A 23,230-nucleotide genomic window follows, 5' to 3' on the forward strand; every position below is an offset into this window, starting at 1 on the left:
ACAGCCGGGCGATCATGGCTCGGCGAGCACAATGTTCTCCACGCCGCCGACATAGTAGAACGGCTTCTGCTTCGACGACGTCAGCCGCACCACCTCGCGCGAAATGAAATCGGCAAGCCCGAACAGCGTGACGCCGCCGTCGGATGTTCTCGCCTTGCCGCGCAGGCCTTCGAGGACCGAATAGGTGAAGACGCCGTGGCCGAGTTCCGGCAGTTCGGCGGCGGTGTTGTTGGCCGCGGTGGCGGAGAAGACGACAATGCGCGCATCCTGCGCGTCCTTTTCCAGGCGCGGGTTGAAGGCGTTGGCGGCATGGCAGGTGTCGAGCAGCATGAAGCGCATGCCCTTGGCCCGCTCGACCGATTTCTGGATATCGCCCCAATCGACAAGCGAGGATCGCTTCCAGCGATCGGCATCCTGTTTGCGGCCGTCGGTCGGGATGAAATAGTAATCCTCGTCGATGTTGATGCCGTGGCCGGCGACGAAGATGATTGTGGTGTCGTGCTCGCCAGGCTTGTCGAGGAAATCGGCAAGCTGATCGTCGATCGTGTGCGAATCCGGCTCCATGATGTTGTCGGCGCTGGCGACCGTGTAGGTCTGCTGGGCCTTGTCCGGGCTTTCGTCGAGCGCCTCACGATTGACGAGAACCAGCGTCTCCATCGACGAGAACAAGGGCGCCGATTTCTGCGCGATCACCTTGAGGAATTCGGTGGCGTCGTCGACGGGATAGCGCAGATCGCAGGCGTGGCCTGAACAGGCGTCGGTCAGGAACGGATATTTGTCGACGCCGATGACCGCGACATAGAGCTTGCCCTTGGCTTCGACCTTCTCGGTCTTCCGCGCCAGCGCCGTCACACTGCGCTCGGTGAGGTAGCCATATTCATTGGTGCCGGTGACGCGGATGGTGTTTTGGCCGTTCTCGATCGGCACCTCGACGATGGTCTTGTCGCCGTCCACTGAGCGCGTGGCAATGTCGCCGACATTGCGGCTGTTCGACAGGATCGAGAAGCCGGAAACATCGGTCCCGGCCTCCCTGGCGCCTGTTATCTCGACGGCGACATAGCCGTCGCGGACCTTGCTCTGGTCTTCGGCGAGATGAATGCCGAATTCCGGTGGCTTGCGCTGCAGCAGCTTCTGCAGCTCATTGTCGACGCCCGGCCGCATCTCCTTGACCGCCTGCTTGGCGCTGCGCAGGATGATGGCGCGGCGCACCATTTCCGGGCTCCAGAGATACTTCTTCAGTTGGCCGGCGCGGATGAAACGCCCTTCATGGTCGCGGCCCTGGTTGACCTGCCAGCCGATCAGCTTGTCGCCCTCGTCGGAGGAATAGTAGTAGCCCTGCGGCATCCAGGCGATCCATTGCGAGCCGGCAAAGAACATCGACACGATCAGCTCGTGGGTCTTCAGGTTCCACAGCCGCACGGTCTGGTCGGCGCTGCCGGTAACCAGAAGACCCGATTTCTCCGAGGCAACCATGGCGTTGATTTCGCCGGTATGGCCGGTGAATTCGCCGGAAACCCTGGCGGTGGCCGCCTTGTATTCCAGCAGCGTGCCGTCATTGCCACCGGTGATCAGGCCAAGCCCGTTGTCGATCAGCGTGAAGGCGGAGTGGACGAAGCCGTTGGTGGCATCGTTCTCGATCGAGCGCACCACCTTGCCGCCATTGGCGATCTCCAGCACCGCGTTTTCCAGGGCATCCTTGCCGCCTTGGGTGGCGTGCAGCGACCACTGGCCGTCGGCAAGTGCTGCGCGGGCAAACGAGCTTGGCTCCGTCGTCATCGGCTGCGGATCCACGAAGAACCGCTCCATGGTTGGCAGTTCCAGCCTCTTGTCCAACGCACCAAGCTGCTCGGGGCAAGCCACGCGCTCAGGGCAAGGGTTGGCATTACCCCAGGCGATAATGCCGTTCGCCGCATCGATGCCGACTGATGTCACCGGCTCGCCCACTCCCTGCAGCAGGGCCTTGCGTTCACCCGTCGCCGGGTCCCAGACCTGGATGGCATTGCGGGTGCCACCGGCGGTCGCCACCAGCGAGCCGTCGGCATTGGCGGCGCTGGCATAGACCGTGCCGTCATGGCCGGAATAGTCGAGCGTCTTCTCGCCGGTGTCGGTGTCCCAGACGATGGAGCGATACTTGTCGGCACAGCGATAGCCGCAGGAGGCGACCAGAAGCGATCCCTTGGCAAAGGTCAGCGAACCGATGAGGAAATCCTGCTTCGGCATGGCGCGCACCAGCGTGCCATCTGCCGCGCGCCAGAGCTGGACCTGGCCGTCCTTGCTGCCGGTGGCAAACAGGGTGCCATCCTGAGACACGGCCAGCGCCATAACGCTGATGTCGCGTAGTGGCTCGGCTTTATCAGGCAAGGCGATCTCCTCGCCCTTGGCGACGTCCCAGAGCCGGATGCCGTTGTCGGTGGTGGTCGCCGCCAGCCGGGTTCCCGCGGCGGCGAAGGCCAGCTTGTCGATGTGCCAGGAATCGGCGTCGAGCTTCTTGTCCAGCGTCCAGCCTGACGTGGCCTTGTTGTCCTGTTTCCAGAGATAGACGACGCCATCGGCACCGCCGGCGGCAAGCGTCTTTCCATCGGGCGAAAAAGCGAGGTCATAGGTCGCGTAGTCGGCGGCCTTGAGCACGGCTTTCATCTTGCCGGTGGTGAAGTCGAACAGCCTGATGTCGCCATAGGGCGGCTTGTCACCAAGGCTGGCGCCGAAATAGCCGCCGGCGGCGATCGTCTTGCCGTCCGGCGAGACCGCGACCGCGAAGATCTTGCCGTCATTGCCATTGCCGAGATAGCCACGAATGGTGCGCAGCGTCACCCCGCTCTGCCAGTCCCAGATGCGGATGGTCTTGTCATCGGATGCCGAAACGAGATCCTCGCCGTCGGGTGTGAAGGCGAGGTCTGCAATCCGGGCGGTATGGCCTCCGGTGTCGAGATCGAGATGGAAATCCGGAGCATCCTCGGCATGGGCGGCCGAGGCCGTGATCAGGGCCCCTGTCATGGCCAGCCAGCGGCAGGTACGCATGAGGCGGACGCTGATCCCCGCTTTTCCCATCGTTATTTGGCTTCGGCCGCCGGCGACCCACTGCGCACATAGGCCTCGATTGCCGTCGCAAAAGTGGGCGAACCCGCCTTGCGCTGCTTGTCGACATAGCCGGCAAAATAACTCCAGAACGAGGTGGCATAGTCGCGGAAATAGGCGTCGGTCACTTTGCGCGAGCACAGATCGCCGTCGACGCAGAAGGACAGGCGATTGAGGAAGTAGACGATGCGGTCGAAATTCTCGTTGAAGTCGGCGAGCGGCATGTCACCGCCCGTGGCTGTCATTGCCTCGATGCCGATGCGCGTCCGGAACACCTGTTCCTCGGTCGGCGAAGGGTTGGCGCTGAGCAAATTGTCATATTTGGCGTTAAGCGCCGTGAGCCGATCCTTCAGCGCACGCTGCGCCTGCTGGTAATCCTTGTTTTCCCAGAGTTCGACCAGCGACATCGTCTGTTCGACACGCTTCTGCTCCTGATTGGCCAGGAACTGATAGACCGAAAACATCAAGGTAAAGATGATGGCGAAACGCACTGCCATGCCCGACCAGGCATAGACGAGCATGCGCCAGTCACGATCGGTGAAGGGGTTGCTCTCCTTCTTGATTTCGTGGCTGCTCGGCCAGGGGAAGCCTTCTGTGGTTTCCGGCAGCGTCTGTTTTGCGGCCGGCGACTTTGCTGGTTCGGCCATCGGTGTCTGCTTTGTCGTGCCCCCCGGCTTTTTCATTTGCAGTTGTCCAGTTCAATGGTGGCGGAGGGATCAAGCACCACGCCCGGCGCCTCAAGCTGCTTCTTCAGGCACACCAGTTGTGGTCGCGAAACCATGAACTGCACGTCCGGCTCCACGGCTGTCTTATTGGGTGACGGCAACGCCTCGACGATTCCGCGCGAGGCGCAACTTGAGAGATCGACCACCACCGCGTTGCTGCTGGTTTTGGCGATCTGGTCGTACTGATCGAGAAAGCAGGTAGCCAGTTCCGAATTGATGATGACCTGCTTGACGCAGAGCCCGCAGGTGTCCTGCGCCGAGGCATTGGCAATCAGCAACAGGCTGCCGGCAAGGCCGGCAACGATCGTGCGCCAGGAAAAGACTGTATTCTTCAAGGTCGATCCTATCCACTTCATCCGGCCGTCATGCGCCAATGCCGCAGCCGGGAATGTTCTCATATCGCGTGAACTGCGCAAGAGGGTCCGCGCCGAGGCTTTCGGCGCCGGAGCTCAGGCGCGCGGCACGGTCTCCACCGGGAAGATCATCACCGCGCCTTTCGGGCCGCTCTTGTCGGCAAGCCGCATTACCGAGCGGGTCGCCGGCGCCATGCCGATGTCGGTGAGCATGTCGGAGAAGCTGGGAGCCCCCACGCCACGTGTCTTGGAGGCGACGCCATCCTGCGCCAGGAAGCTCAGATCTTCCTTCTCGCTCTCCGGTGGGGCTTCCGTCAGCACCGCGATCATCCGTTCCATGCCGAAGCTGGTGTCGGTGAAGGCGAGCAGCCCTTCCTCGAGCGTTGCCTGGGGGGCCAGGCGCTCGGCAACGATATGGGTGATCGAATAGTCGCTGCCGACATAGAGCACGTTGATGTCGACCAGCTGGTCAGAGCTGTTCTTGGCCAGCACATGCACTTCGTCGCCCGGCGAGGCGCGGGGGACCACCGAAGCCTGCAACGGTTCGAGCCCATCCTTGTCGCGGCGTTTGATCTGGAACTGGACGTCGACGTCCTCGGGTTTGTAATCGGAGGCCGCCGCCAGTCGCGACAGGCCGGTCGCGCGGAAGATGGTGCGCAGATTTCTGGTTGTTGCGTCGACCAGCTTCTGGCGGTCATCGGGATGGATGATGACCAGAGGCGGCTTGCTGCCGTCCTTCAGGGTCACGTCGCCCGATGCGGGCAGGAACCACAGCGCCGGCTTGTCGGTGGCGTCCTTGGCAGAGCCGGCAATGGCGTTCTCGCGCATCACCGCAAAGCGCAGCTCGGCGCTCTTGCCGGGGTCGACCAGCTCGATGTTGAAGCCGGTCTCCTTGGCAGTGGCCAGTTCGTCGAGAACCGAATTGGCGAGAGCCGTTTCCTTCTCCAGTCCCTTGATCGTTGCCGGCCGCGCGACAGTGAGCTTGTAGTCGACGGCGATCTCCGCCACCCGCGCATAGGCGTTGGCGGGGATGGCAGTCATGTCCAGCGCCGGCTTCTTGTCGAACTCGACTGGCTTGACGTGGCTCTCCAGGTTCTTTGCCGACTCCACTTCGAGATAGCCGACCGCATCCGACATCGACGACAGCGCCGAGGGCAGGATGGCGAGCTTGCTGCCGGGGGTGAGGCGATGCAGCAGGCCGGCGCCGATCGTCGCCTCGCCGTCCTTGATGACGATGGGCCACTGCATGACCGCGTCGGTCTTGTCGGTGCCGAAGACGCGCGCGTCGAGTTCGCCCTCGAACAGCGGCGTCGGCCGGGTGCGGCTGTCGGCCGAATATTGCTGCAGTACGGCCTGACCAAGCTGGCGGTAGGTGACGTTGGGGTTTTCGGCGAGCTTCGACAGGATGGTGAAGGTGAACAGGCCGAAGCGCGGCGCATCCGCCGTACCCTTGGGCAACGGCATTTCCGGCGTGGTCTCCACCGTTTGGGCGGCATAGAAGGCGACCAGCTTGCCCTTGGTGATCGGTTCGCCGCCGGTCGGCGTCAGATTGAAGGCGGGCTTGCGCGGAGCGTTGTCGTCGAGGTCACGCGATGCGCTTGCGACCGTGTCCTCATAGGTCTTGATGGCTGCCGCCCTGGTGGCTTCGTCGCCGCCGACCAGATCAGCGAATTCGACCTTGCGCTCCAGCTCGTCATCGACCTCGACGGCGCGCGTCGCGGTGCCGGAATGGCAGCAGTCGAACACCGCCCAGACGAAGGCGCCCTTGTTGCGGATCGCGTCGAGCGCGTCGCCGATCTCATTGTCGACCAGCGCGTTCGGCACGCCGGCGTCGCGGTTGATCCATTTGTCGATGTCGACAGGCAGGAAAATCTCGTCGAGCCCGTCGGTCTCGTCGCCCTTGATCATTTCCGGCTGCTGCGCGCCGTGGCCGGACAAATGCAGATAGACGAAATCGTCGCGCTGAACCTTGGCGGCGAGGTCCGCCAGTGCTGCCTTGATCGCGGCATGGGTCGGCAAACCCTTGGCGCCGGGCACATCCTTGGCGAGCAGCGTGACGTTCTCGGGCGCGAACCGCACCGGGTCCGGCACATTCTTCAACAGATACTCGTGGACCAGGCCGGCATCGTTCTTCGGGCCGACCAGCCAGTTCCTCTGTGGCAGGTTCGGATATTCGGTGCAGCCGACCAGAAGCGCATGGTAAGTGCGCGACGCGGCCAGCGCGCGGAACGAAATCGTACCGGCGGCCATCAGCGCGGACGTACCGACGAGCAGCGTCCGACGTGTCAATTTGATCATGTTGCTTCCCCAAGCCCGATCGAATTTCCCAAGAGATGGCACCCTTGTCGACGAATTTTGTCAGTATTTTGAATGTTGCGCCGGTGATCAACCCACAATCGCTATTGTGCCGTCACGACATGGATTGGTCTGGCGCCACAACAGAGGAGTGGCAAAGAGGACGATTCGTCGCTATCTGAACGGTATCAGGCCGTTTGCATGCGCAAATCGCCTGCGGATGGCCCAAGACAAGTTGGAACATAACATGGCTGCAAGGGATGTGCTGACGAAAAACCAGGTGTGCGTGCTCGAGAAACTCGAGGCCGCCAGCGGGCCGCTCAGCGCCTACACTTTGCTTGATCAACTGCGTGAGCGCGGCTTCCGCGCCCCGCTGCAGGTCTATCGCGCGCTCGACACGCTGGTGAAATCCGGCTTCGTCCACCGGCTGGAAAGCATCAACTCCTTCGTCGCCTGTGCCGAGCCGCATGACCACAGCCATTCGATGACGGCTTTCGCCATCTGCGACACATGCGGACAAGTGACAGAAATGTCCGACCACGATGTCGGCCACCAGCTGGATGAATGGGTGCGCTCCACGGGATTTGCCGCCAAGAAGGCGGTGATCGAGTTTCGGGGTGTGTGTGCCAAATGCCGCGCCGAAGCGGCCTAAGCTCTTTTCTTCGTCATCCGAGGGTCTGCGCCGCGTCGCTTCGCTCCTTGCTTCGCCCTAGGACGACGAAGCGGTGCCTCAATGCGCCTCGTCCCAATTGTTCGCCGCCCGCGCATCGACATGCAGCGGCACCGACATCGATACCGCCGGCATTGCCGCGTTTTCCATGACATGGCGCACGACCGGGATCGTCGCCTCGACCTCCGCCTCGACCGTTTCGAAGATCAGTTCGTCATGCACCTGCAAGAGCATGCGGGCCGACAGCTTCGCCTTGTCTAGCGCTTCCTCCATGCGGATCATGGCGCGGCGGATGATGTCGGCGGCGGTGCCTTGCAGGCGGGCATTGATGGAAGCGCGCTCGTTGAAGGCACGCAGCGAGGGATTGGATGACCTTATATCGGGATAGTGGATGCGGCGTCCAAAAATGGTTTCGACAAAGCCATGCTCGCGCGCATAGGCCTTGGTCTCCTCGATGTAATCGCGGATGCCGGGGAAGCGCTCGAAGTACTTCTTGATGTAGTTGCTCGCCTCCTCGCGCGGGATCGACAGCTGGTTGGCGAGGCCGAAGGCGGAGATACCGTAGATGATGCCGAAATTGATCGCCTTGGCGCGGCGGCGGACTTCCGAAGGCATGCCCTCCACGGGCACGTTGAACATTTCCGAAGCGGTGATGGCGTGGATGTCGGCGCCATCGGCGAAGGCCTGCCGCAGCTGCGGGATTTCGGCGACATGGGCGAGCACACGCAGTTCGATCTGGCTGTAGTCGGCCGAGACCAGCCGGTGGCTCTTGTCGGTGATGAAGGCGGTTCTGATCTTGCGGCCTTCGGCGGTGCGTACCGGGATGTTCTGCAGGTTCGGGTCGGAAGAGGACAGCCGGCCCGTTGTCGTCGCGGCGAGCGCATAGGAGGTGTGGACGCGCTTGGTGTCGGGATGGATGAAGCCGGGCAGGGCATCGGTGTAGGTCGATTTCAACTTGGTCAGCTGGCGCCAGTCGACGATCTTGCGCGGCAGTTCGTGGCCCTCGGCGGCGAGATCTTCCAGCAGTTGTGCCGAGGTTGACCACTGCCCGGTTTTGGTTTTGGAGCCGCCGGGCAGCCCCATGCGGCCAAACAGGATGTCGCCGAGCTGCTTGGGCGAGCCGATGTTGATGCGCTCGCCGATGAGTTGGTAGATTTCCTCTTCCAGGCGCGCGGCGCCCTGCGCCAGTTCGCCCGACAGCCGCGACAGGATCTGCCGGTCGACCGAGATGCCGCGCTGTTCCATGCGCGCCAAGACCGGCACCAAGGGCCGCTCCAGCCGCTCATAGACCGAGACCAGGCCCTTGGCGGCAAGCCGGGGTTTCAGCACGTGCCAGAGCCGCAGCGTCACGTCGGCGTCCTCGGCGGCGTGCGCGGTCGCCTTGTCGATGTCGACCTGGTCGAAACCGACCGAACTCTTGCCTGAGCCGGTCACGTTCTTGAGCTGGAGGGGCGTGTGACCAAGCCACTTCTCGGCCAGTGCGTCCATGCCGTGACCATGCGGCGTGCCGGCATCGAGCACGTAGGAGATCAGCATGGTGTCGTCGAACGGCGCGACATCGATGCCGTAGCGGCTCATGATGACGAGATCATATTTCAGGTTCTGCGCGATCTTGAGGACCGATTTGTCCTCCAACAGCGGCTTCAGCACCGCCAGCGCCTCGCGAAGCGGGATCTGGTTTTCGAGCGTGCCGCCACCGAGCAGGTCGCCATTGCCGCTCTTGTGGGCAAAGGGAATGTAGCCGGCGCGACCAGGCGCCGTGGCTATTGCCATGCCGATCAGTTCGGCCTGCATCGGATCGGCTGACGTCGCCCTGACGTCGAAGGCGGTGATACCGGCCTCCCGTGCCTCGGCGACCCAGGCTTTCAGCGTCGCGACATCACGGATGCATTGATAGGCTGACGTGTCTATCTTGCTGGTTGCCGCACGCTCCAGCCGCAAGGCTGAGAGCAGGGAAGGGGTGTCGCCTTGCTTCGCGGTGTCCTCTGCAGTGGTCGCCGCTCCGTTGGCCTCGCTAGGCTCGGCACCGGTCCGAGCCGGCGCTCCGGCGCCCACATCGGGGCCATGCGCGTTGTCGGCGCGTTCGACGGTCACCGCGACGGCCTGGACGTCGCCGGCCTCGGTGCTGGTCGCTTCCGCCACGCGGCGGGTCAGCGAGGTGAATTCCATGGTCTTGAGGAAGCCGATCAGTTTCGGCCCGTCTGGCGCGTGCAGGACGAAATCGTCCAGCCCATCGGTCACCGGCACGTCGTTCTTCAAGGTCACCAGCTGGCGCGAGATCAGCGCCTTGTCGGCGTTGGCGATGATCGATTCGCGCCTTTTGTCCTGCTTGATCTCGATGGCGCGGGCCAGCAGCCCGTCAAGGTCGCCGAACTGTTCCAGCAACTGCGCGGCCGTCTTCGGGCCGATGCCGGGCACGCCGGGCACATTGTCGACCGAGTCGCCGGTCAACGCCTGCAGGTCGACCATCTTTTCCGGCGGTACGCCCCATTTCTCGATTACTTCTGGAATGCCGATCTGGCGATCCTTCATCGGGTCGTACATGCCGACCGTGTCGCCGACCAGCTGCATCAGATCCTTGTCGGAGGAGATGATGGTGGTGTCGCCGCCCGCCTCGCAGGCCAGCCTGGCATAGGTGGCGATCAGGTCGTCGGCCTCGTAGCCTTCGATCTCGATGCAGGGCAGGTTGAAGGCCCGGGTCGCCTGGCGGATCAGGCCGAATTGCGGGATCAGGTCTTCCGGCGGCGCCGAACGGTTGGCCTTGTATTCGGGATAGAGATCATTGCGGAACGTTTTCGAGGAATAATCGAAGATGACCGCGAAATGCGTCGGCACAATGCCTACATCGGTGTTGCGGGCATCCTGCATCAACTTCCACAGCATGTTGCAGAAACCGGACACGGCACCGACAGGCAGGCCGTCGGACTTGCGGGTCAGCGGCGGCAGGGCGTGGTAGGCCCGGAAGATGTAGCCGGAACCGTCGACAAGGAAGAGATGATCGCCTTTTTTCATGCCGGCAGGGATAGCGCGGCGCGATGGCTTGGTCCATGCCAAAGACATTGCCAGGCATCGGTTCCGTCAACACCCTGACAACTCCGGACTATACAGACGTGCTCACGGGCACGTTACAAAAGTGTAACGTTGAGGCCCTTGAATCGCCACTTTCACAGACCCAAATACAGGTCATCGGCAGTTTTCGCCGAGTCCGGAGCAAGGCCCGTCCCCCGCCTATCCCGGACAATTGCGGCAGCCTATCCCCCCTCTCCGGGCTGCCGCATCGTTTCGAGTACAGGACCGCCGTGGTTTCCCCTCCACCACGGCGGTCTTTTTTTGCCTAGAGCGCATCGCGTTTCATCGGATTCAGGCGATGCGCTTTAGGTCATTGTTTTTATGCATGTCCGTTCTCCCAAAACCGGGGCCACTTTTGGGCGCCATGCAGTAGCGGCAGCGGACTCGCGCCGTGGTCCAATGGTCCCGGGCTTTTCGTTTCACCGCTCTGCCTTTACGGTTCTGGCACTGAATCGAAAGGCTAAGCGAAATGTCGGCAGTTTCCCCCGTCCTCGACCGTCTCGACAAGAATCTCCACCAGAGCCTCGAACGTCTGTTCTGCCTGCTCAGGATCAAATCGATCTCCACCGATCCGGCCTATGCCGCCGACTGCCGCAAGGCGGCGGAATGGCTGGTGGCGGAACTCAAGCTGATCGGCTTCGACGCCAGTGTGCGCGACACGCCAGGCCACCCGATGGTGGTTGCGCATCATGACGGGCCGGCGGGCGCGCCACATGTGCTGTTCTATGGCCATTATGACGTGCAGCCGGTCGACCCGATCGAATTGTGGGAAAACGATCCGTTCGCGCCTGCCATCAAGGAGGTCGGGCCTGACCACAAGGTGATCACGGGGCGCGGCTCGGCTGACGACAAGGGCCAGTTGATGACCTTTGTCGAGGCTTGCCGTGCCTGGAAGCAGGTGCATGGCAATCTGCCGTGCCGGATCACCATCCTGTTCGAGGGCGAGGAGGAGTCCGGCTCGCCGTCGCTGAAGCCGTTCCTCGAGGCCAATGCCGAAGAGCTCAAGGCCGACTTCGCGCTGGTCTGCGATACCGGCATGTGGGACCGCGACACGCCGTCGATCTGCGTTGCACTGCGCGGGCTGGTTGGCGAGGAGATCACGGTGAAGGCCGCCGATCGCGACCTGCATTCGGGTCTCTATGGCGGGGCCGCCGCCAATCCAATCCGCATCCTGGCCAAGGTGTTGGCCGACATCCACAACAAGGACGGCCATATCACCATTCCCGGCTTCTATGACGGTGTCGAGGAAACGCCGTCGCAGGTGCTGAAATCGTGGGAGACGCTTGGTGAGACGGCCGAGACCTTCCTCGGGCCAGTCGGCCTGTCGATCCCGTCGGGCGAAAAGGGTCGCTCGGTGCTGGAACTGACCTGGGCGCGACCGACGGCCGAGTTCAACGGCATTATCGGCGGCTATACCGGCAAGGGCTTCAAGACGGTGATCGCCGCGGAGGCTTCGGCGAAAGTGTCCTTCCGCCTCGTCCACAAGCAGGACCCGGCCAAGATCCGAGACGCATTCCAGAAATTCGTCGAGGAGCGCATTCCGGCCGACTGTTCGGTCGAATTCCATCCGCATGGCGGATCGCCGGCGATCCAGCTTTCCTATGACTCGCCGTTCCTGGCCAAGGCCAAGATAGCGCTGTCGGACGAATGGCCGAAGCCGGCGGTCACGACCGGCAGTGGCGGCTCCATTCCCGTGGTCGGCGATTTCCAGACCTATCTCGGCATGGAATCACTGCTGGTCGGGTTCGGCCTCGACGACGACCGCATCCACTCGCCCAACGAGAAATACGAACTCTCATCCTTCCACAAGGGCCAGCGCTCCTGGGCGCGCATTCTGGATGCACTGACGCGCTGAACGGCGGAAAACACGTTTTCCTGTTGATTTTTCACCGGATCGCGGCGAGGACGGGGTACGCCGCGACCGGAGAAGACAATGGCCGATATCCGTTTCCACAAGCATGATCTGCCTGACCTCATCCATTACAATGTCGGGGCGGTGGCCATCGACACCGAGACGCTGGGGCTGAACCCGCATCGCGACCGGCTCTGCGTGGTGCAGATATCGCCCGGCGACGGCAGCGCCGATGTCATCCAGATCGCGGCGGGCCAGAAGAAGGCGCCAAACCTGGTCAGCCTGCTGAGGAACCGCACCATAACCAAGCTGTTCCACTACGGACGCTTCGATCTCGCCGTGCTCTACAATGCCTTCGGGGTGATGCCCGAACCGGTGTTCTGCACCAAGATCGCCTCGCGGCTGACCCGCACCTATACCGACCGGCACGGGCTGAAGGATATCTGCTTCGAGCTGCTCGGCGTCGGCCTGTCCAAAGCACAGCAATCGTCCGACTGGGCCGCTGAGACGCTGTCTCCCGAACAGCTCGAATATGCCGCGTCCGATGTGCTCTATCTGCACCGGCTGCGCGATGTGCTGGCCGGGCGGCTGGCTCGCGACGGGCGGACCAGGGAGGCCGATGCCTGCTTCCGCTTCCTGCCGACGCGTGCCAAGCTCGATCTGATGGGCTGGGACGAAGAGGATATCTTCGCTCACAGCTGACGGCTCGAGAGCGCTCCCGGCCGGTGGTCGGCTGGAACCAGATGCCGGCCGCCGCGTTTTGTCGGCGCAGGGCTCAATGGGGGACAGGATGGCCGACAGCAAACCGATATCGACAGCGCCAACCGACGGCTCCAAGGTCTCTGTCCTGTGGAGGGACAGCGACGGCGTCGTCAGCCAATCCATCGGGCAATATCGCGACGGCGGGTGGTGGGTCTATACCGACAGCAACACCCAGAAAAAGGTCGAACCGACCAGTTGGCGGCCGGCCTCGGGCGACGATGACGATTAGGACTCCTTGTTTTGAGGCAATTCCCAAGGGAAAGCGCTACGCGCTCTTTTCCTGGAGGTGCTCTCGCAAGCGCGCCGCTGGCGAGGCCAACCGCTTTCGAATAGCTTGAAGGTGTTGATATCGAGGCCGATTCGGAGCCTTCCGCTCCGCGCTCGCCCTCTTGCTCGGAGGAAATCGTCATGGGTGTCGAAAGCCTGCTCGTCTTCATCATCATTGGTGCCATCGCCGGCTGGCTTGCCGGCCTCATCGTTTCCGGCTTCGGCTTCGGCCTGATCGGCAACATCATCGTCGGCATTATCGGCGCCTTCATCGCCGGCTGGCTGTTTCCGCGGCTCGGCTTCGCCATCGGCGGCGGCATTCTCGCTGCCATCATCAACGCCACGATCGGCGCCATCATCCTTTTGGTCCTGGTCAAGGTCCTCAAGCGAGCGTGAGGCTCGAGCTTTTCAATTAACGCAATTCCCCAGGGAAAACCGCTTCACACTTTTCCTGGAATTGCTCCAAAGGAGCGCGCCATGAAGCAGAACACACTCTATCTCCTCATTGGCGCGCTCGTCGTCGTGGTCATCGCGCTTGGCGCCTATGTCTACCGCGAGCAGACGAAGCCGAAAGGCGTCGAACTCAAGATCGACGACAAGGGCATTTCGATCCAGCAGAACTGAGCCATACGACCGCGATGCTGGTGCAGGAGCCCTATCCAACGAAGGCAGCGGATCTTTGAACCTTGCCAGGCAGATATACCGTCATGTCGGCGATACAGTGCTTGACCGTCAAGCTGTTGATCGGGCCTGGTCTGTCACGAAGTTCTAGGCGTGAGACGAGCGTCAATCGGGGCTGGGGCGGATTGCACCTTCAAGTTGATTTCACAACGCGTGGCTTTGGTCGGACACTTTGATGTTGCGTCAGATCGATTTCGAAGCCAGCGACGCGGTGCAGACGGCGCTCGCTTCTGTCGGGCGTACCGAGGATTTGCGGTTTTCGCCGGACAATCGACTGCTGGCGATAGCGGGATACGGACGCAGGCGCTGTTTGATCCTGCGCATCGAGATCAAGCGGGGACCCGATGGCGCGCGCATCACCATCCCGAATTTCATCGAACTGGCTTCGGAAAGCATGGGCGAGGTTCATGGCATCGATTTCATCGATGATCGGACCTTTGTGGTCGCGAATCGCGATGGGCTGGTTGTGGTATTTGGCCTGCCTCCGGAAGAGCCGGCTGGCCAAAGTCGCGAGATCGTACCTCTTCGCCGGATCAAGGGAGGAAGGCGTTGCAAGCTGAGATCGCCCGGGTCGGTCACGGTCAGCCATGATTCTTGGGGGCGGGTCAGTCTGCTTGTCTGCAACAACTACACCCATGTGGTTACGCGGCATGTTGCCAGCCGGTGGCTGGGCTACCGTACGATCAGAAATCGGCCGCTACTGAAGCATGGCCTTGATATACCGGACGGCGTTGCACTCAGCCATGACGGCGAGTGGATTGCGGTCAGCAGCCACGGTACCAGGGATGTGAAGATCTACAGGATGTCGGCATCGCTCGGCCCGGACACAGAACCCGCCGGCGTCCTGCAGCATGCCAATTATCCCCACGGCCTGCGCTTCACCGCCGACGATCAGCACATCCTGGTTGCCGACGCAGGCAGTCCAATGCTGCATGTCTATGATCGCGGAACCGGTTGGGACGGATATCACGCGCCGCGTTCCATCGCCGTGCTCGACGACGCGACTTTCCTGCGCGGCAGGGCCAATCCTGAGGAAGGCGGGCCTAAAGGTCTCGACATCGATCGATCCAACAGCATCGTCGCGGTTACCTGCGAAGAGAAGATTCTCAGCTTCTTCTCGCTTCAGTCGATCATAGGCCGGTCAACCTCGCAGCCTCAATACGACTTAACCCGCCCTTAAATCGCCGCATCTACTCTGCAACCGGAGCGCCATTGGCACCGGGGATAGCAAGCGCAGCGCATGGCGAACCGCAGAGATAGCCGCATCGAGCCCAGTTTCGAGGGACCGCCACAGGCGCGCTCCTCGACGGGGCTTTCGGTCAGCGAGGAGGATCGCGTCGTGCCAAGCAACCGCAAAGCCTCCGCAAAGCGCAAATCAGCGAAGGCGAAATCGTCGCGTGGTGGGCGTGGCGGAAGCCGGCGCGGCCTGTTCGGCGTGCTTGGCCGGCTGTTCTACTGGTGCTTCGTGCTCGCCATCTGGGGCGGCATCGCGGTGGCGGGCGTCGTCATCTATTACGGCGCCAAGATGCCGGCGGCTACCACCTGGTCGATCCCCGACCGCGCCCCCAACATCAAGATCGTCTCGGTTGATGGCCAGTTGCTCGCAAACAGGGGCATGAGCGGCGGCGAGGCCGTCGGCCTGCACGAAATGTCGCCCTATATTCCGGAAGCTGTCATCGCCATCGAGGACCGCCGGTTCTATTCGCATTTCGGCGTCGACCCGATCGGCCTGTCGCGTGCCATGGTGACGAACCTGCTCGGCGGGCACTTCTCGCAAGGCGGCTCGACGCTGACTCAGCAATTGGCGAAAAACCTGTTCCTGAAGCCCGACCGCACGCTGGAACGCAAGGTGCAGGAAGTGCTGCTGGCGTTGTGGCTGGAGCACAAGCACACCAAGGACCAGATTCTCGAAATGTACCTCAACCGGGTCTATTTCGGCTCCGGCGCCTATGGTGTCGAGGCGGCGTCGCGGCGTTATTTCGGCAAGAGCGCGCGCGATGTCACTCTGTCGGAGGCGGCGCTGCTTGCCGGCCTGTTGAAGGCGCCATCGAAATTGTCGCCGGCACGCGATCCGAAGGCCGCCGAGGAGCGCTCGCAACTGGTGCTCGCCGCCATGCGCGACGAGGGCAAGATCAGCGACAAGGAACTCAAGAGCGCACTCAGCGCGCCGGCGACGCGATCACCGTCCTACTGGACCGGCTCGGAAAACTATGTCGCCGACACCATCATGGAAGAATTGCCCGACCTGATCGGCGACGTGCGTGGTGACATTGTCATCGACTCTACCGTCGACCTGAACCTGCAGAAGTTCGCCGAACAATCGATCCGCAAGCTGATCGACGACAGCGGCAAGAAGCTCAACGTCACCCAGGGTGCGCTGGTGTCGATCGACGATTCCGGCGCGGTGCGCGCCATGGTCGGCGGCTACGATTATTCGACCAGCCAGTTTGATCGCGCCTCGGAAGCGCGCCGGCAGCCCGGCTCGGCGTTCAAGCCGTTTGTCTATATGGCGGCACTCGAAGCAGGCCGCACGCCCGACAGCACGCGCAACGATGCGCCGATCAGGATCGGCAACTGGACGCCTGACAATTACGGCGGCAAGTATTTTGGCAAGGTCACGCTGGCGACGGCGCTGGCCAAGTCGCTGAACTCGGTTGCCGCGCAGCTGACCATGGAGGTCGGACCGAACGCGGTGGTCGAGGCCGCGCACCGCATGGGCATCCAGTCCGATTTGCAGGCGAACACCTCTATTGCGCTCGGCACTTCGGAAGTGACGCCGCTGGAGCTGACCTCGGCCTATGTGCCTTTCGCCAATGGCGGCTACAAGCCTGATATCCATTTCATCCGCCGCATTACATCAGCCGACGGCAAGGTGCTGTACGACAGCGGTGGCGGCAATGCGCCGCGCGTGGTCAAGTCCGAGATCGTCGGTATGATGAACTCGATGATGATGGGCACGGTCGAGTTCGGCTCGGCAAAGAAGGCGGCTTTCGCCTGGCCGTCGGCCGGCAAGACCGGCACCAGCCAGAATTCGCGCGATGCCTGGTTTGTCGGCTACACCGCCAATCTCACCACGGGCGTCTGGTTCGGCAATGATGACGGCACGGCGATGAAGAAGGTCACCGGCGGCGCGCTGCCGGCGCAGGCCTGGCACGAATTCATGGTCGCGGCACATGAGGGCGTACCGGTGCGGCCGCTGCCCGGCACCTGGAAATCGACGCCGGCCGACACGATCGTGCCCGACGACATTCCTTCGGCCGACAACAACCAGCAGGCGCCGGTTCCGTCAGCGTCCGTTGGTCGGCAGGCGCCGGCTCCCGTGGCGCCGCAAGCCGCGCCTGTCGCTCAGGCGCCGACGCCGGCACGTGCAGTGCGTCCCGCCCAGACTGTCGATGCCGATGGCTTCGACATGCCGGCTGACAATGGCACAACCGCATCGGTCGGGCATCCGGTACCCCCCGGCAGTGTCGGCGGTCCGCTGAAGAAGAAACAGACCTCGATCCTCGATATCCTTGGCGGCGGCTAAGCGTCAATCCGCCCCTCGCCAGCGTCGCGGCGTTCCGCTACATCTCCGCCCTGGAGATCCGACATGGCCGAGACCGACACCAGAAAAACCATCGTGCTGACCGGCGCCAGCCGCGGCATCGGCCACGCCACGGTCAAGCGTTTTTCACGCGAAGGCTGGCGCGTCATCACCTGTTCGCGGCAGGCCTTTGCCGAGGATTGTCCTTGGCCAGCGGGTCCAGAGGATCACATCAAGGTCGACCTCGCTGACCAGGAAGATGTCGGCATCGCCGTTTCCGAAATCCGCCATCGGCTGGAAGCGCATGGCGGCCAGTTGCACGCGTTGGTCAACAATGCCGGCATTTCGCCCAAGCTCAAGGACGGCAACAGCCGCATGGACTCGATCGACACGCCGATGCATGTCTGGCGCGACGTGTTCCAGGTCAATTTCTTCGCGCCGATCATGCTCGCGCGGGGGTTGTTCAAAGAGTTAGCCGCGGCCAAGGGCTCGATCGTCAACGTCACCTCGATCGCCGGCACGCGCGTGCACCCCTTCGCCGGCACCGCCTATGCGACATCCAAGGCCGCGCTCGGCTCGCTGACGCGCGAGATGGCGCATGATTTCGGTCCGCACGGCATCCGCGTCAACGCGATTGCACCCGGCGAGATCGACACCGCGATCCTGTCGCCTGGCACGGACAAGATCGTCGAGACGATTCCAATGCGGCGGCTCGGCAAAACCGCCGAGGTCGCCGACATCATCTTTTTCCTCTGCTCACAGCAGGCATCCTATGTGACGGGCTCGGAAATCCACATCAATGGCGGCCAGCACGTCTAGAAGTCAGATCGTTCTTGCCCGTCCCGCAAGGCTTCCCAGGACCGCCATCAGCAAGGTGACGATGGCGCAGGCGCTCAGAGCCAAGCCCCAACTTCCAGTCACATCATGGGCAAGGCCGGCCAGCGGCGGGCCTGCTGCCGCCAGCGAATAGCCCAGGCATTGCGCCATTCCCGATAGTGCTGCCGCCTCCTGGCTGTTTGAGGCCCTCAGGCTGACGAAGGAGAGGCCTAGCATGAAGGCGGCACCCGCGCCGAAGCCGAACAGCGCCACCCATAACGGCGCAAGTGCCGGAATCTGCCACAGGCCGAGCAGCGAAAGGCAAGTGGCCAGTGCCATGCCGATGGCCATGGCGCGCTGGTCCTTCATGCGCTTGACGGCGGTGCCGAGCAGCAGACCGGGGACCGCGATCGCCAGTTGGCAGAGCCCATGAAGTGAGCCCGCGGTCGCCGGGGGATAGCCTGCCTGCGCCAGGATCGAGGGCAACCATCCGACGATCACGTAGAAGACCAGCGAGGTGAGGCCAAGAAAGCCCGTGACCTGCCAGGCGAGCGCCGAGCGCCAGAGGTGTCCGCGGTCATGCGTCGAGGATGCCGCTCGCTCCGGGTCGGAGGGCATTTGAAGCTGAGGCGCCCAGGCAATCAGGGCCGCGACTGGAAAGATCAGCGTGCAGGCAAGCGAGAGATGCCAGCTCGATCCCGGCAATTGAGCAAGCGGGATTACCGCTGTCGATGCCAATGCCTGCGATAGTCCGGACACGATGGCATAGAAGCCGGTCAGGCTGGCGACCCGGTTGGGAAAATCGCGTTTCAGCAAGCCTGGCAGCAGGACGTTGGCGACAGCAATTCCGGCCCCAATCGTACCGGTGCCGACGAACAGCGCCCAGAGGGGGCCGGTCGAGCGCAGGACAATACCTGTCGCGACAACAAGCAGCGCTGCGAATAACGACCTCTCCATGCCGTATCGACGCGCCAGTCCGGCGGCGAAGGGGGAGATCGCCGCGAACGCCAGCAAGGGAAGGGTCGTCAGCATTCCTGCTTCGGCGGCGCTGATGCCGCTGGTTTCGCGGATCATGCCGAACATCGGCGCCACGGCGGTGATGGGCGCGCGAAGCGTCGAGGCGATCAGCATGATGCCGATCAGGAGAAGTCCCTGACCGCCTGATGTTCTGACAATCTCTCTTACAGTCATTGCAGGCTCCTGCCGTGGGTGCTTTGGTTGGGAAAAATGATCGCTGAATACCGTCAGCCGGCTCCGACCGTGCCTGAGCGGGGTCCGTCGACTGAAAACGGCGGATTATCCGGCTATGGTCAGAACAGCCTTGCCGCTGAAGCTCCGCTGGCGCAGGGCGTCCACGGCCTGGGCGATATCCGTCCACGGCATGGTCAAGGAAACGCGGGTTTCCAGCCGGCCAGCCGCGACCAGAGCGAGCAGCGAGGCGATGTCGGCGCCAATGCCCGAGCCGGACGTGTAGTAGGCGAACGTCTGGAGCCGCGCCCCCTCGTGACCGGGAACGAACTGTCGGAAGCCAATGGGGGTGAGTTCGCCGCTGCTTGAACCGAACATGACAATGGTGCCGCCCGGCGCGACACGTTCAATTGCTTGCGCTAGGCTTTCGCCGCCGACCGACTCGGTGATCAGCGAAAACGGCCCCTTGGCCTGCTCGATCGACTCGACAACTTGTTCGGCTCCCAACTGGCGGAGATCATCGGCATGCCGGGCGGCGGCGATCGCCGTCACAAGCGCGCCTTGTTCGCGGGCGATCTGAATCTGGAAACGGCCGACCGCACCGCTTGCGCCAGTGACCAGGACCTTGAGGCCGGTCAAGTCACCGCCATGGCACAAGGTCCTCAGTGCCGTCGTGCCCGCCACGGGAAGCGTGGCGGCGGATACGAAGCTCACCTTATCCGGCAGGGCTGCGAGACGGTCGGTTGAAACGGCGACCCGTTCGGCCCAGCCGGCCTCGTCGACCAAAGCCACAACGCGGGTACCGACAACTGGCCCGGAGCCATCGGCTGCCGCCCGTTCGACAACCCCAACGATATCCTGGCCAGGTATCCAGCCGTCCTGACGTATGGCGAGCAGGCGCAGTTCGCCACGGTTCAACGAGGTTGCGTGGACGGCGACCAGAGCCTCGTTCGCGCGGGGCTGGGGCTCATCCACTTCGGTGAGTTTCAGTCTGGCGGCGTTGTCGGAAGAGATGGTGAGGGCGAGCATGGCGTCTTCCTTTGCCAATTGGCGAGAACGAGCCGAGCCTATCGATTTGTGTTGACGAATAATCTAGATATAAAAGCAATTGATCGCTAAAAGCAGGCAAATATGAGACAGCCTCTTCGTTACCCATGGCTCAATTTCGACGTCGATGACGTCCTTGCCCCGGCGATCGCCGTGCGCGTCGATGTTACCGACACCAAGGCTGAGGTGTCGCAGCATTGGCATCGCAAGGGGCAACTCGTCTTCGCGCTTGGTGGCGGCGTCACGTGCCGCGTTCCCAGTGGCCTGTGGATGGTGCCGCCGCATTGCGGCGTGTGGGTGCCAAGCCGCATGGAGCACAGCAACATCGCGACGGCAAACGCGCGGATTTTCTTCGTTTATATCGAGCCGGGCGCGGTCGATCTGCCGGACCGATGCTGCACGCTGTCGATCTCGCCGCTGCTGCGCGAGGTCATCATCGAACTGTCGGACTGCGCGCCGGACGATGCACGGTGCGCTTTCCTGGGAAGCGTCCTGCTTGCCGAACTGCCCGATATGCCTGTCCAGCAGTTGCATCTGCCTCTATCTTCGGAGCCGCGCTTGCGGCGGATCGCCGAAGCGTTGGCGGACGATCCCGCCGACCGCAGCACGCTGGCGGAGTGGGCCAATCGTGTCGCGCTCAGCGAGAGCAGTCTCGCGCGTCTCATTGTGAAGGAGACAGGCTTGAGCTTCGGCCGCTGGCGTCAGCAATTGCATTTGATCGTTGCGATAAGGGAGCTGGCTTCGGGCGCAAGCGTTCAGCGGGTTTCGGGTGATCTCGGCTATGAGTCAGTCACAGCTTTCATCACCATGTTCAAAAAGGCGCTCGGCAAGCCTCCCGCACAGTATCTCAGCAGCATCGCACAGAATGGCGGTTCTGCATTCGTACGATCAGCTTAGGCCGCGGACGGTTCAACCGCCTCTGGCTTGTGCCCCAGCACCTCTTCCACGATCCCGCGCGCGATCTCGCGTTCGCCCATGATGACCGTATCGGCGCCGAGCCCCTTGAGGTGCTCGACTTCTGCATCGGAGTGCGCGCGTGCGATGACATTGATGCCGGGGTTGGCGGCACGCGCCCTCAGCACGATCTGGCCGGCCTCGAAGGCATTGGGGATGGCGAGGATCAAACGCCTGGCGCCTTCGGGATTTGCGGCGGCAAACACTTCGGCGTTGGCGGCATTGCCGGAGACGGTCTCGATGCCGTCCGCTTTCAGCTTCGCCAGCGTCTTGTCGGCGTCCTCGATGACGAGGAAGGGCAGAGCGGCCTTTTTAAGCGCCGCGCCGACGAGGTTACCGACGCGGCCATAGCCGATCAGGATCGCATGGTCGGTAAGGCCAGTCCTGGGCGGCGGTCCGTCTTCGTCGCCCTTGGCCGATGCCGCCACCGATGCCACCTGGCCCGGTTCGGTCGCCGGCCCAAGCGGCTTGGCTTCCGCTGGTGGCGCCTTGCGGGCGGCGCGGGCTTCAAGCCATGGCTTCATCCAGTCGATCGCGAGGAACATCAGCGGGTTGAGCACGATCGACAGGATGGCGCCGGCCAGGATCAGATCACGGCCCTGTTCAGGCAACAGTTTCAACCCGACGCCGAGCTCGGCCAGGATAAAGGAGAATTCGCCGATCTGGGCAAGGCTGGCCGAAATCACCAAGGCCGTGGCCAGGGGATAGCCGAAGGCGATGACGATGACGAAGGCCGCCAGCGACTTGCCGATAATGATGATGGCGAGCGTCGCCAGGATCGGCAGGCCGTTGCTGAGCAGGCTGAACGGATCGAACAGCATGCCGACCGAGACGAAGAACAGCACCGAGAAGGCGTCGCGCAGCGGCAGCGACTCTTCGGCGGCGCGATGGCTGAGTTCGGACTCGCTCATGATCATGCCGGCGAAGAAGGCGCCCAGCGCCAGCGACACGCCGAACAGCTTTGCCGCGCCGAAGGCGACGCCGAGCGCGATTGCCAGCACCGCAAGCCGGAACAGTTCACGCGAGCCGGTATGGGCGACATAGTGCAGGATCCACGGGATGACCCTGCGGCCGACCACAAGCATGACGACGACGAAGGCGGCGACCTTGGCCAATGTAATGCCGACGACGCCCCAGATGCCGTAGCTGGCGGGCAGCGACAGCAAGCCGCTGGCATGGGCGTCGGCCTGTTCCTGGCCGCCGAGCACGCCGGCAAGCGCCGGCAGCAACACCAGCGCCAGCACCATGGCCAGATCCTCGACGATCAGCCAGCCAACGGCGATGCGGCCGCGCTCGGTCTCGATCATGCGGCGTTCCTGCAAGGCCCGCAGCAGCACGACAGTGGAAGCCACCGACAGCGCCAGGCCGAAGACCAGTCCTGCGCCCATCGACCAGCCAAGCATCCAGGCGAGCCCGGCACCGAGTGCGGTGGCAAAGCCAATCTGCACGATCGCACCGGGCACGGCGATGGCGCGGACCGACAGCAGGTCCTTCAGCGAGAAATGCAGGCCGACGCCAAACATCAGCAGGATGACGCCGATCTCGGCCAGTTCGTTGGCAAGGCCGGCATCGGCGACGAAACCGGGCGTGTTCGGCCCGACCAGCACGCCGGCTACGAGATAGCCGACCAGCGGTGGGATGCGGAACCGATTGGCGAGAGCGCCGAAGACGAAAGCCAGCCCCAGACCGGCGACGATGGTGGCGATAAGGGGCGTGTCATGCGGCATTGTCTATGGAGCGCCTTTCAAACCAGCGATGTTGGATGTGCGCCGCCCGAAGCCGCCGCCTGTTTGCAATATGGTGGAAGGGGTAACGGTGATGCAACCCGCAAGGGTGCGAAAATCGACGGCGCGGCTGCAAAATGCCTGACCGGCGGCTGAGCAGCCGCCGGCCCGCAGCAGTTTTGGTTTCGGCTGCGGACGTGATGGGAACGCCTCGCGACACCGAAATTAT

The 23,230-nt window shown here is 63.0% G+C and carries 18 protein-coding genes; 10 read left to right on the top strand and 8 right to left on the bottom strand.

Annotated elements, in window-relative coordinates; all coding sequences use genetic code 11:
* Positions 1–12 precede the first annotated feature (12 nt).
* The 4 genes from EB235_RS10160 to EB235_RS10175 form a co-directional block, all read right to left on the bottom strand.
* Positions 13–2,994, bottom strand: a complete 2,982-nt coding sequence (locus EB235_RS10160; protein ID WP_245268837.1) for a caspase family protein — start codon at positions 2,992–2,994, stop codon at positions 13–15.
* Positions 2,995–3,050: 56 nt separating this feature from the next.
* Entirely contained in the window at positions 3,051–3,722 is a 672-nt protein-coding gene (locus tag EB235_RS10165; protein ID WP_245268836.1) for a DUF4760 domain-containing protein, read from the bottom strand.
* 32 nt (positions 3,723–3,754) lie between these two features.
* Positions 3,755–4,174 carry a hypothetical protein gene (locus EB235_RS10170; RefSeq protein ID WP_245268835.1) on the bottom strand — a complete coding sequence of 140 codons (420 nt, stop codon included), beginning with the start codon at positions 4,172–4,174 and terminating at the stop codon, positions 3,755–3,757.
* Positions 4,175–4,249: 75 nt separating this feature from the next.
* The gene (locus tag EB235_RS10175; protein ID WP_171878142.1) at positions 4,250–6,451 is read right to left on the bottom strand and encodes a caspase family protein; all 2,202 of its coding nucleotides are present in this window, start codon (positions 6,449–6,451) and stop codon (positions 4,250–4,252) included.
* Between the two features lie 244 nt (positions 6,452–6,695).
* Between EB235_RS10175 and EB235_RS10180 the strand changes: the two genes are divergently transcribed.
* On the top strand, positions 6,696–7,100 hold the full coding sequence (locus EB235_RS10180) for a Fur family transcriptional regulator (RefSeq protein ID WP_027031103.1): 405 nt from the start codon (positions 6,696–6,698) through the stop codon (positions 7,098–7,100).
* A gap of 78 nt (positions 7,101–7,178) precedes the next feature.
* Here the strand turns inward: EB235_RS10180 and polA are convergent, their stop codons facing one another.
* A complete protein-coding gene (gene polA, locus EB235_RS10185) occupies positions 7,179–10,130 on the bottom strand; it encodes a DNA polymerase I (RefSeq protein WP_027031102.1) in 2,952 nt (983 codons plus the stop codon).
* 526 nt (positions 10,131–10,656) lie between these two features.
* On the opposite strand from polA, the gene EB235_RS10190 reads away from it, so the two are divergent.
* The 8 genes from EB235_RS10190 (at position 10,657) to EB235_RS10225 (ending at position 18,091) form a co-directional block, all read left to right on the top strand.
* Entirely contained in the window at positions 10,657–12,042 is a 1,386-nt protein-coding gene (locus EB235_RS10190) for a M20/M25/M40 family metallo-hydrolase (protein ID WP_027031101.1), read from the top strand.
* Between the two features lie 78 nt (positions 12,043–12,120).
* Positions 12,121–12,741, top strand: a complete 621-nt coding sequence (locus EB235_RS10195; RefSeq protein ID WP_027031100.1) for a ribonuclease D — start codon at positions 12,121–12,123, stop codon at positions 12,739–12,741.
* A gap of 88 nt (positions 12,742–12,829) precedes the next feature.
* Entirely contained in the window at positions 12,830–13,030 is a 201-nt protein-coding gene (locus EB235_RS10200; RefSeq protein ID WP_027031099.1) for a hypothetical protein, read from the top strand.
* 179 nt (positions 13,031–13,209) lie between these two features.
* Positions 13,210–13,464, top strand: a complete 255-nt coding sequence (locus EB235_RS10205) for a GlsB/YeaQ/YmgE family stress response membrane protein (RefSeq protein ID WP_027031098.1) — start codon at positions 13,210–13,212, stop codon at positions 13,462–13,464.
* 81 nt (positions 13,465–13,545) lie between these two features.
* A complete protein-coding gene (locus EB235_RS10210) occupies positions 13,546–13,692 on the top strand; it encodes a hypothetical protein (protein ID WP_027031097.1) in 147 nt (48 codons plus the stop codon).
* Positions 13,693–13,924: 232 nt separating this feature from the next.
* Positions 13,925–14,929 carry a hypothetical protein gene (locus EB235_RS10215; protein ID WP_051429683.1) on the top strand — a complete coding sequence of 335 codons (1,005 nt, stop codon included), beginning with the start codon at positions 13,925–13,927 and terminating at the stop codon, positions 14,927–14,929.
* Between the two features lie 60 nt (positions 14,930–14,989).
* On the top strand, positions 14,990–17,275 hold the full coding sequence (locus tag EB235_RS10220) for a transglycosylase domain-containing protein (RefSeq protein WP_027031096.1): 2,286 nt from the start codon (positions 14,990–14,992) through the stop codon (positions 17,273–17,275).
* Between the two features lie 63 nt (positions 17,276–17,338).
* Entirely contained in the window at positions 17,339–18,091 is a 753-nt protein-coding gene (locus tag EB235_RS10225; protein ID WP_027031095.1) for an SDR family NAD(P)-dependent oxidoreductase, read from the top strand.
* 3 nt (positions 18,092–18,094) lie between these two features.
* On the opposite strand, the gene EB235_RS10230 is transcribed toward EB235_RS10225, so the two are convergent.
* Together EB235_RS10230 and EB235_RS10235 are read right to left on the bottom strand one after the other, a co-directional pair.
* Positions 18,095–19,279 (bottom strand): MFS transporter, encoded by a 1,185-nt coding sequence (locus EB235_RS10230; protein ID WP_027031094.1) that lies wholly within the window; start codon positions 19,277–19,279, stop codon positions 18,095–18,097.
* A 105-nt stretch (positions 19,280–19,384) separates the two neighbouring features.
* Entirely contained in the window at positions 19,385–20,305 is a 921-nt protein-coding gene (locus tag EB235_RS10235; protein ID WP_027031093.1) for a zinc-binding dehydrogenase, read from the bottom strand.
* Between the two features lie 102 nt (positions 20,306–20,407).
* Here EB235_RS10235 and EB235_RS10240 point away from each other — a divergent pair, with 102 nt between their 5' ends.
* Complete coding sequence (locus EB235_RS10240; protein ID WP_027031092.1) at positions 20,408–21,220, top strand: AraC family transcriptional regulator; 813 nt, start codon at positions 20,408–20,410, stop codon at positions 21,218–21,220.
* On the opposite strand, the gene EB235_RS10245 is transcribed toward EB235_RS10240, so the two are convergent.
* Entirely contained in the window at positions 21,217–23,004 is a 1,788-nt protein-coding gene (locus EB235_RS10245; RefSeq protein ID WP_027031091.1) for a cation:proton antiporter, read from the bottom strand. The genes EB235_RS10240 and EB235_RS10245 overlap by 4 nt on opposite strands.
* Positions 23,005–23,230: the final 226 nt, after the last annotated feature.

The organism is Mesorhizobium loti R88b, assembly GCF_013170845.1.
GTDB classification, from domain to species: Bacteria; Pseudomonadota; Alphaproteobacteria; order Rhizobiales; family Rhizobiaceae; genus Mesorhizobium; species Mesorhizobium loti_B.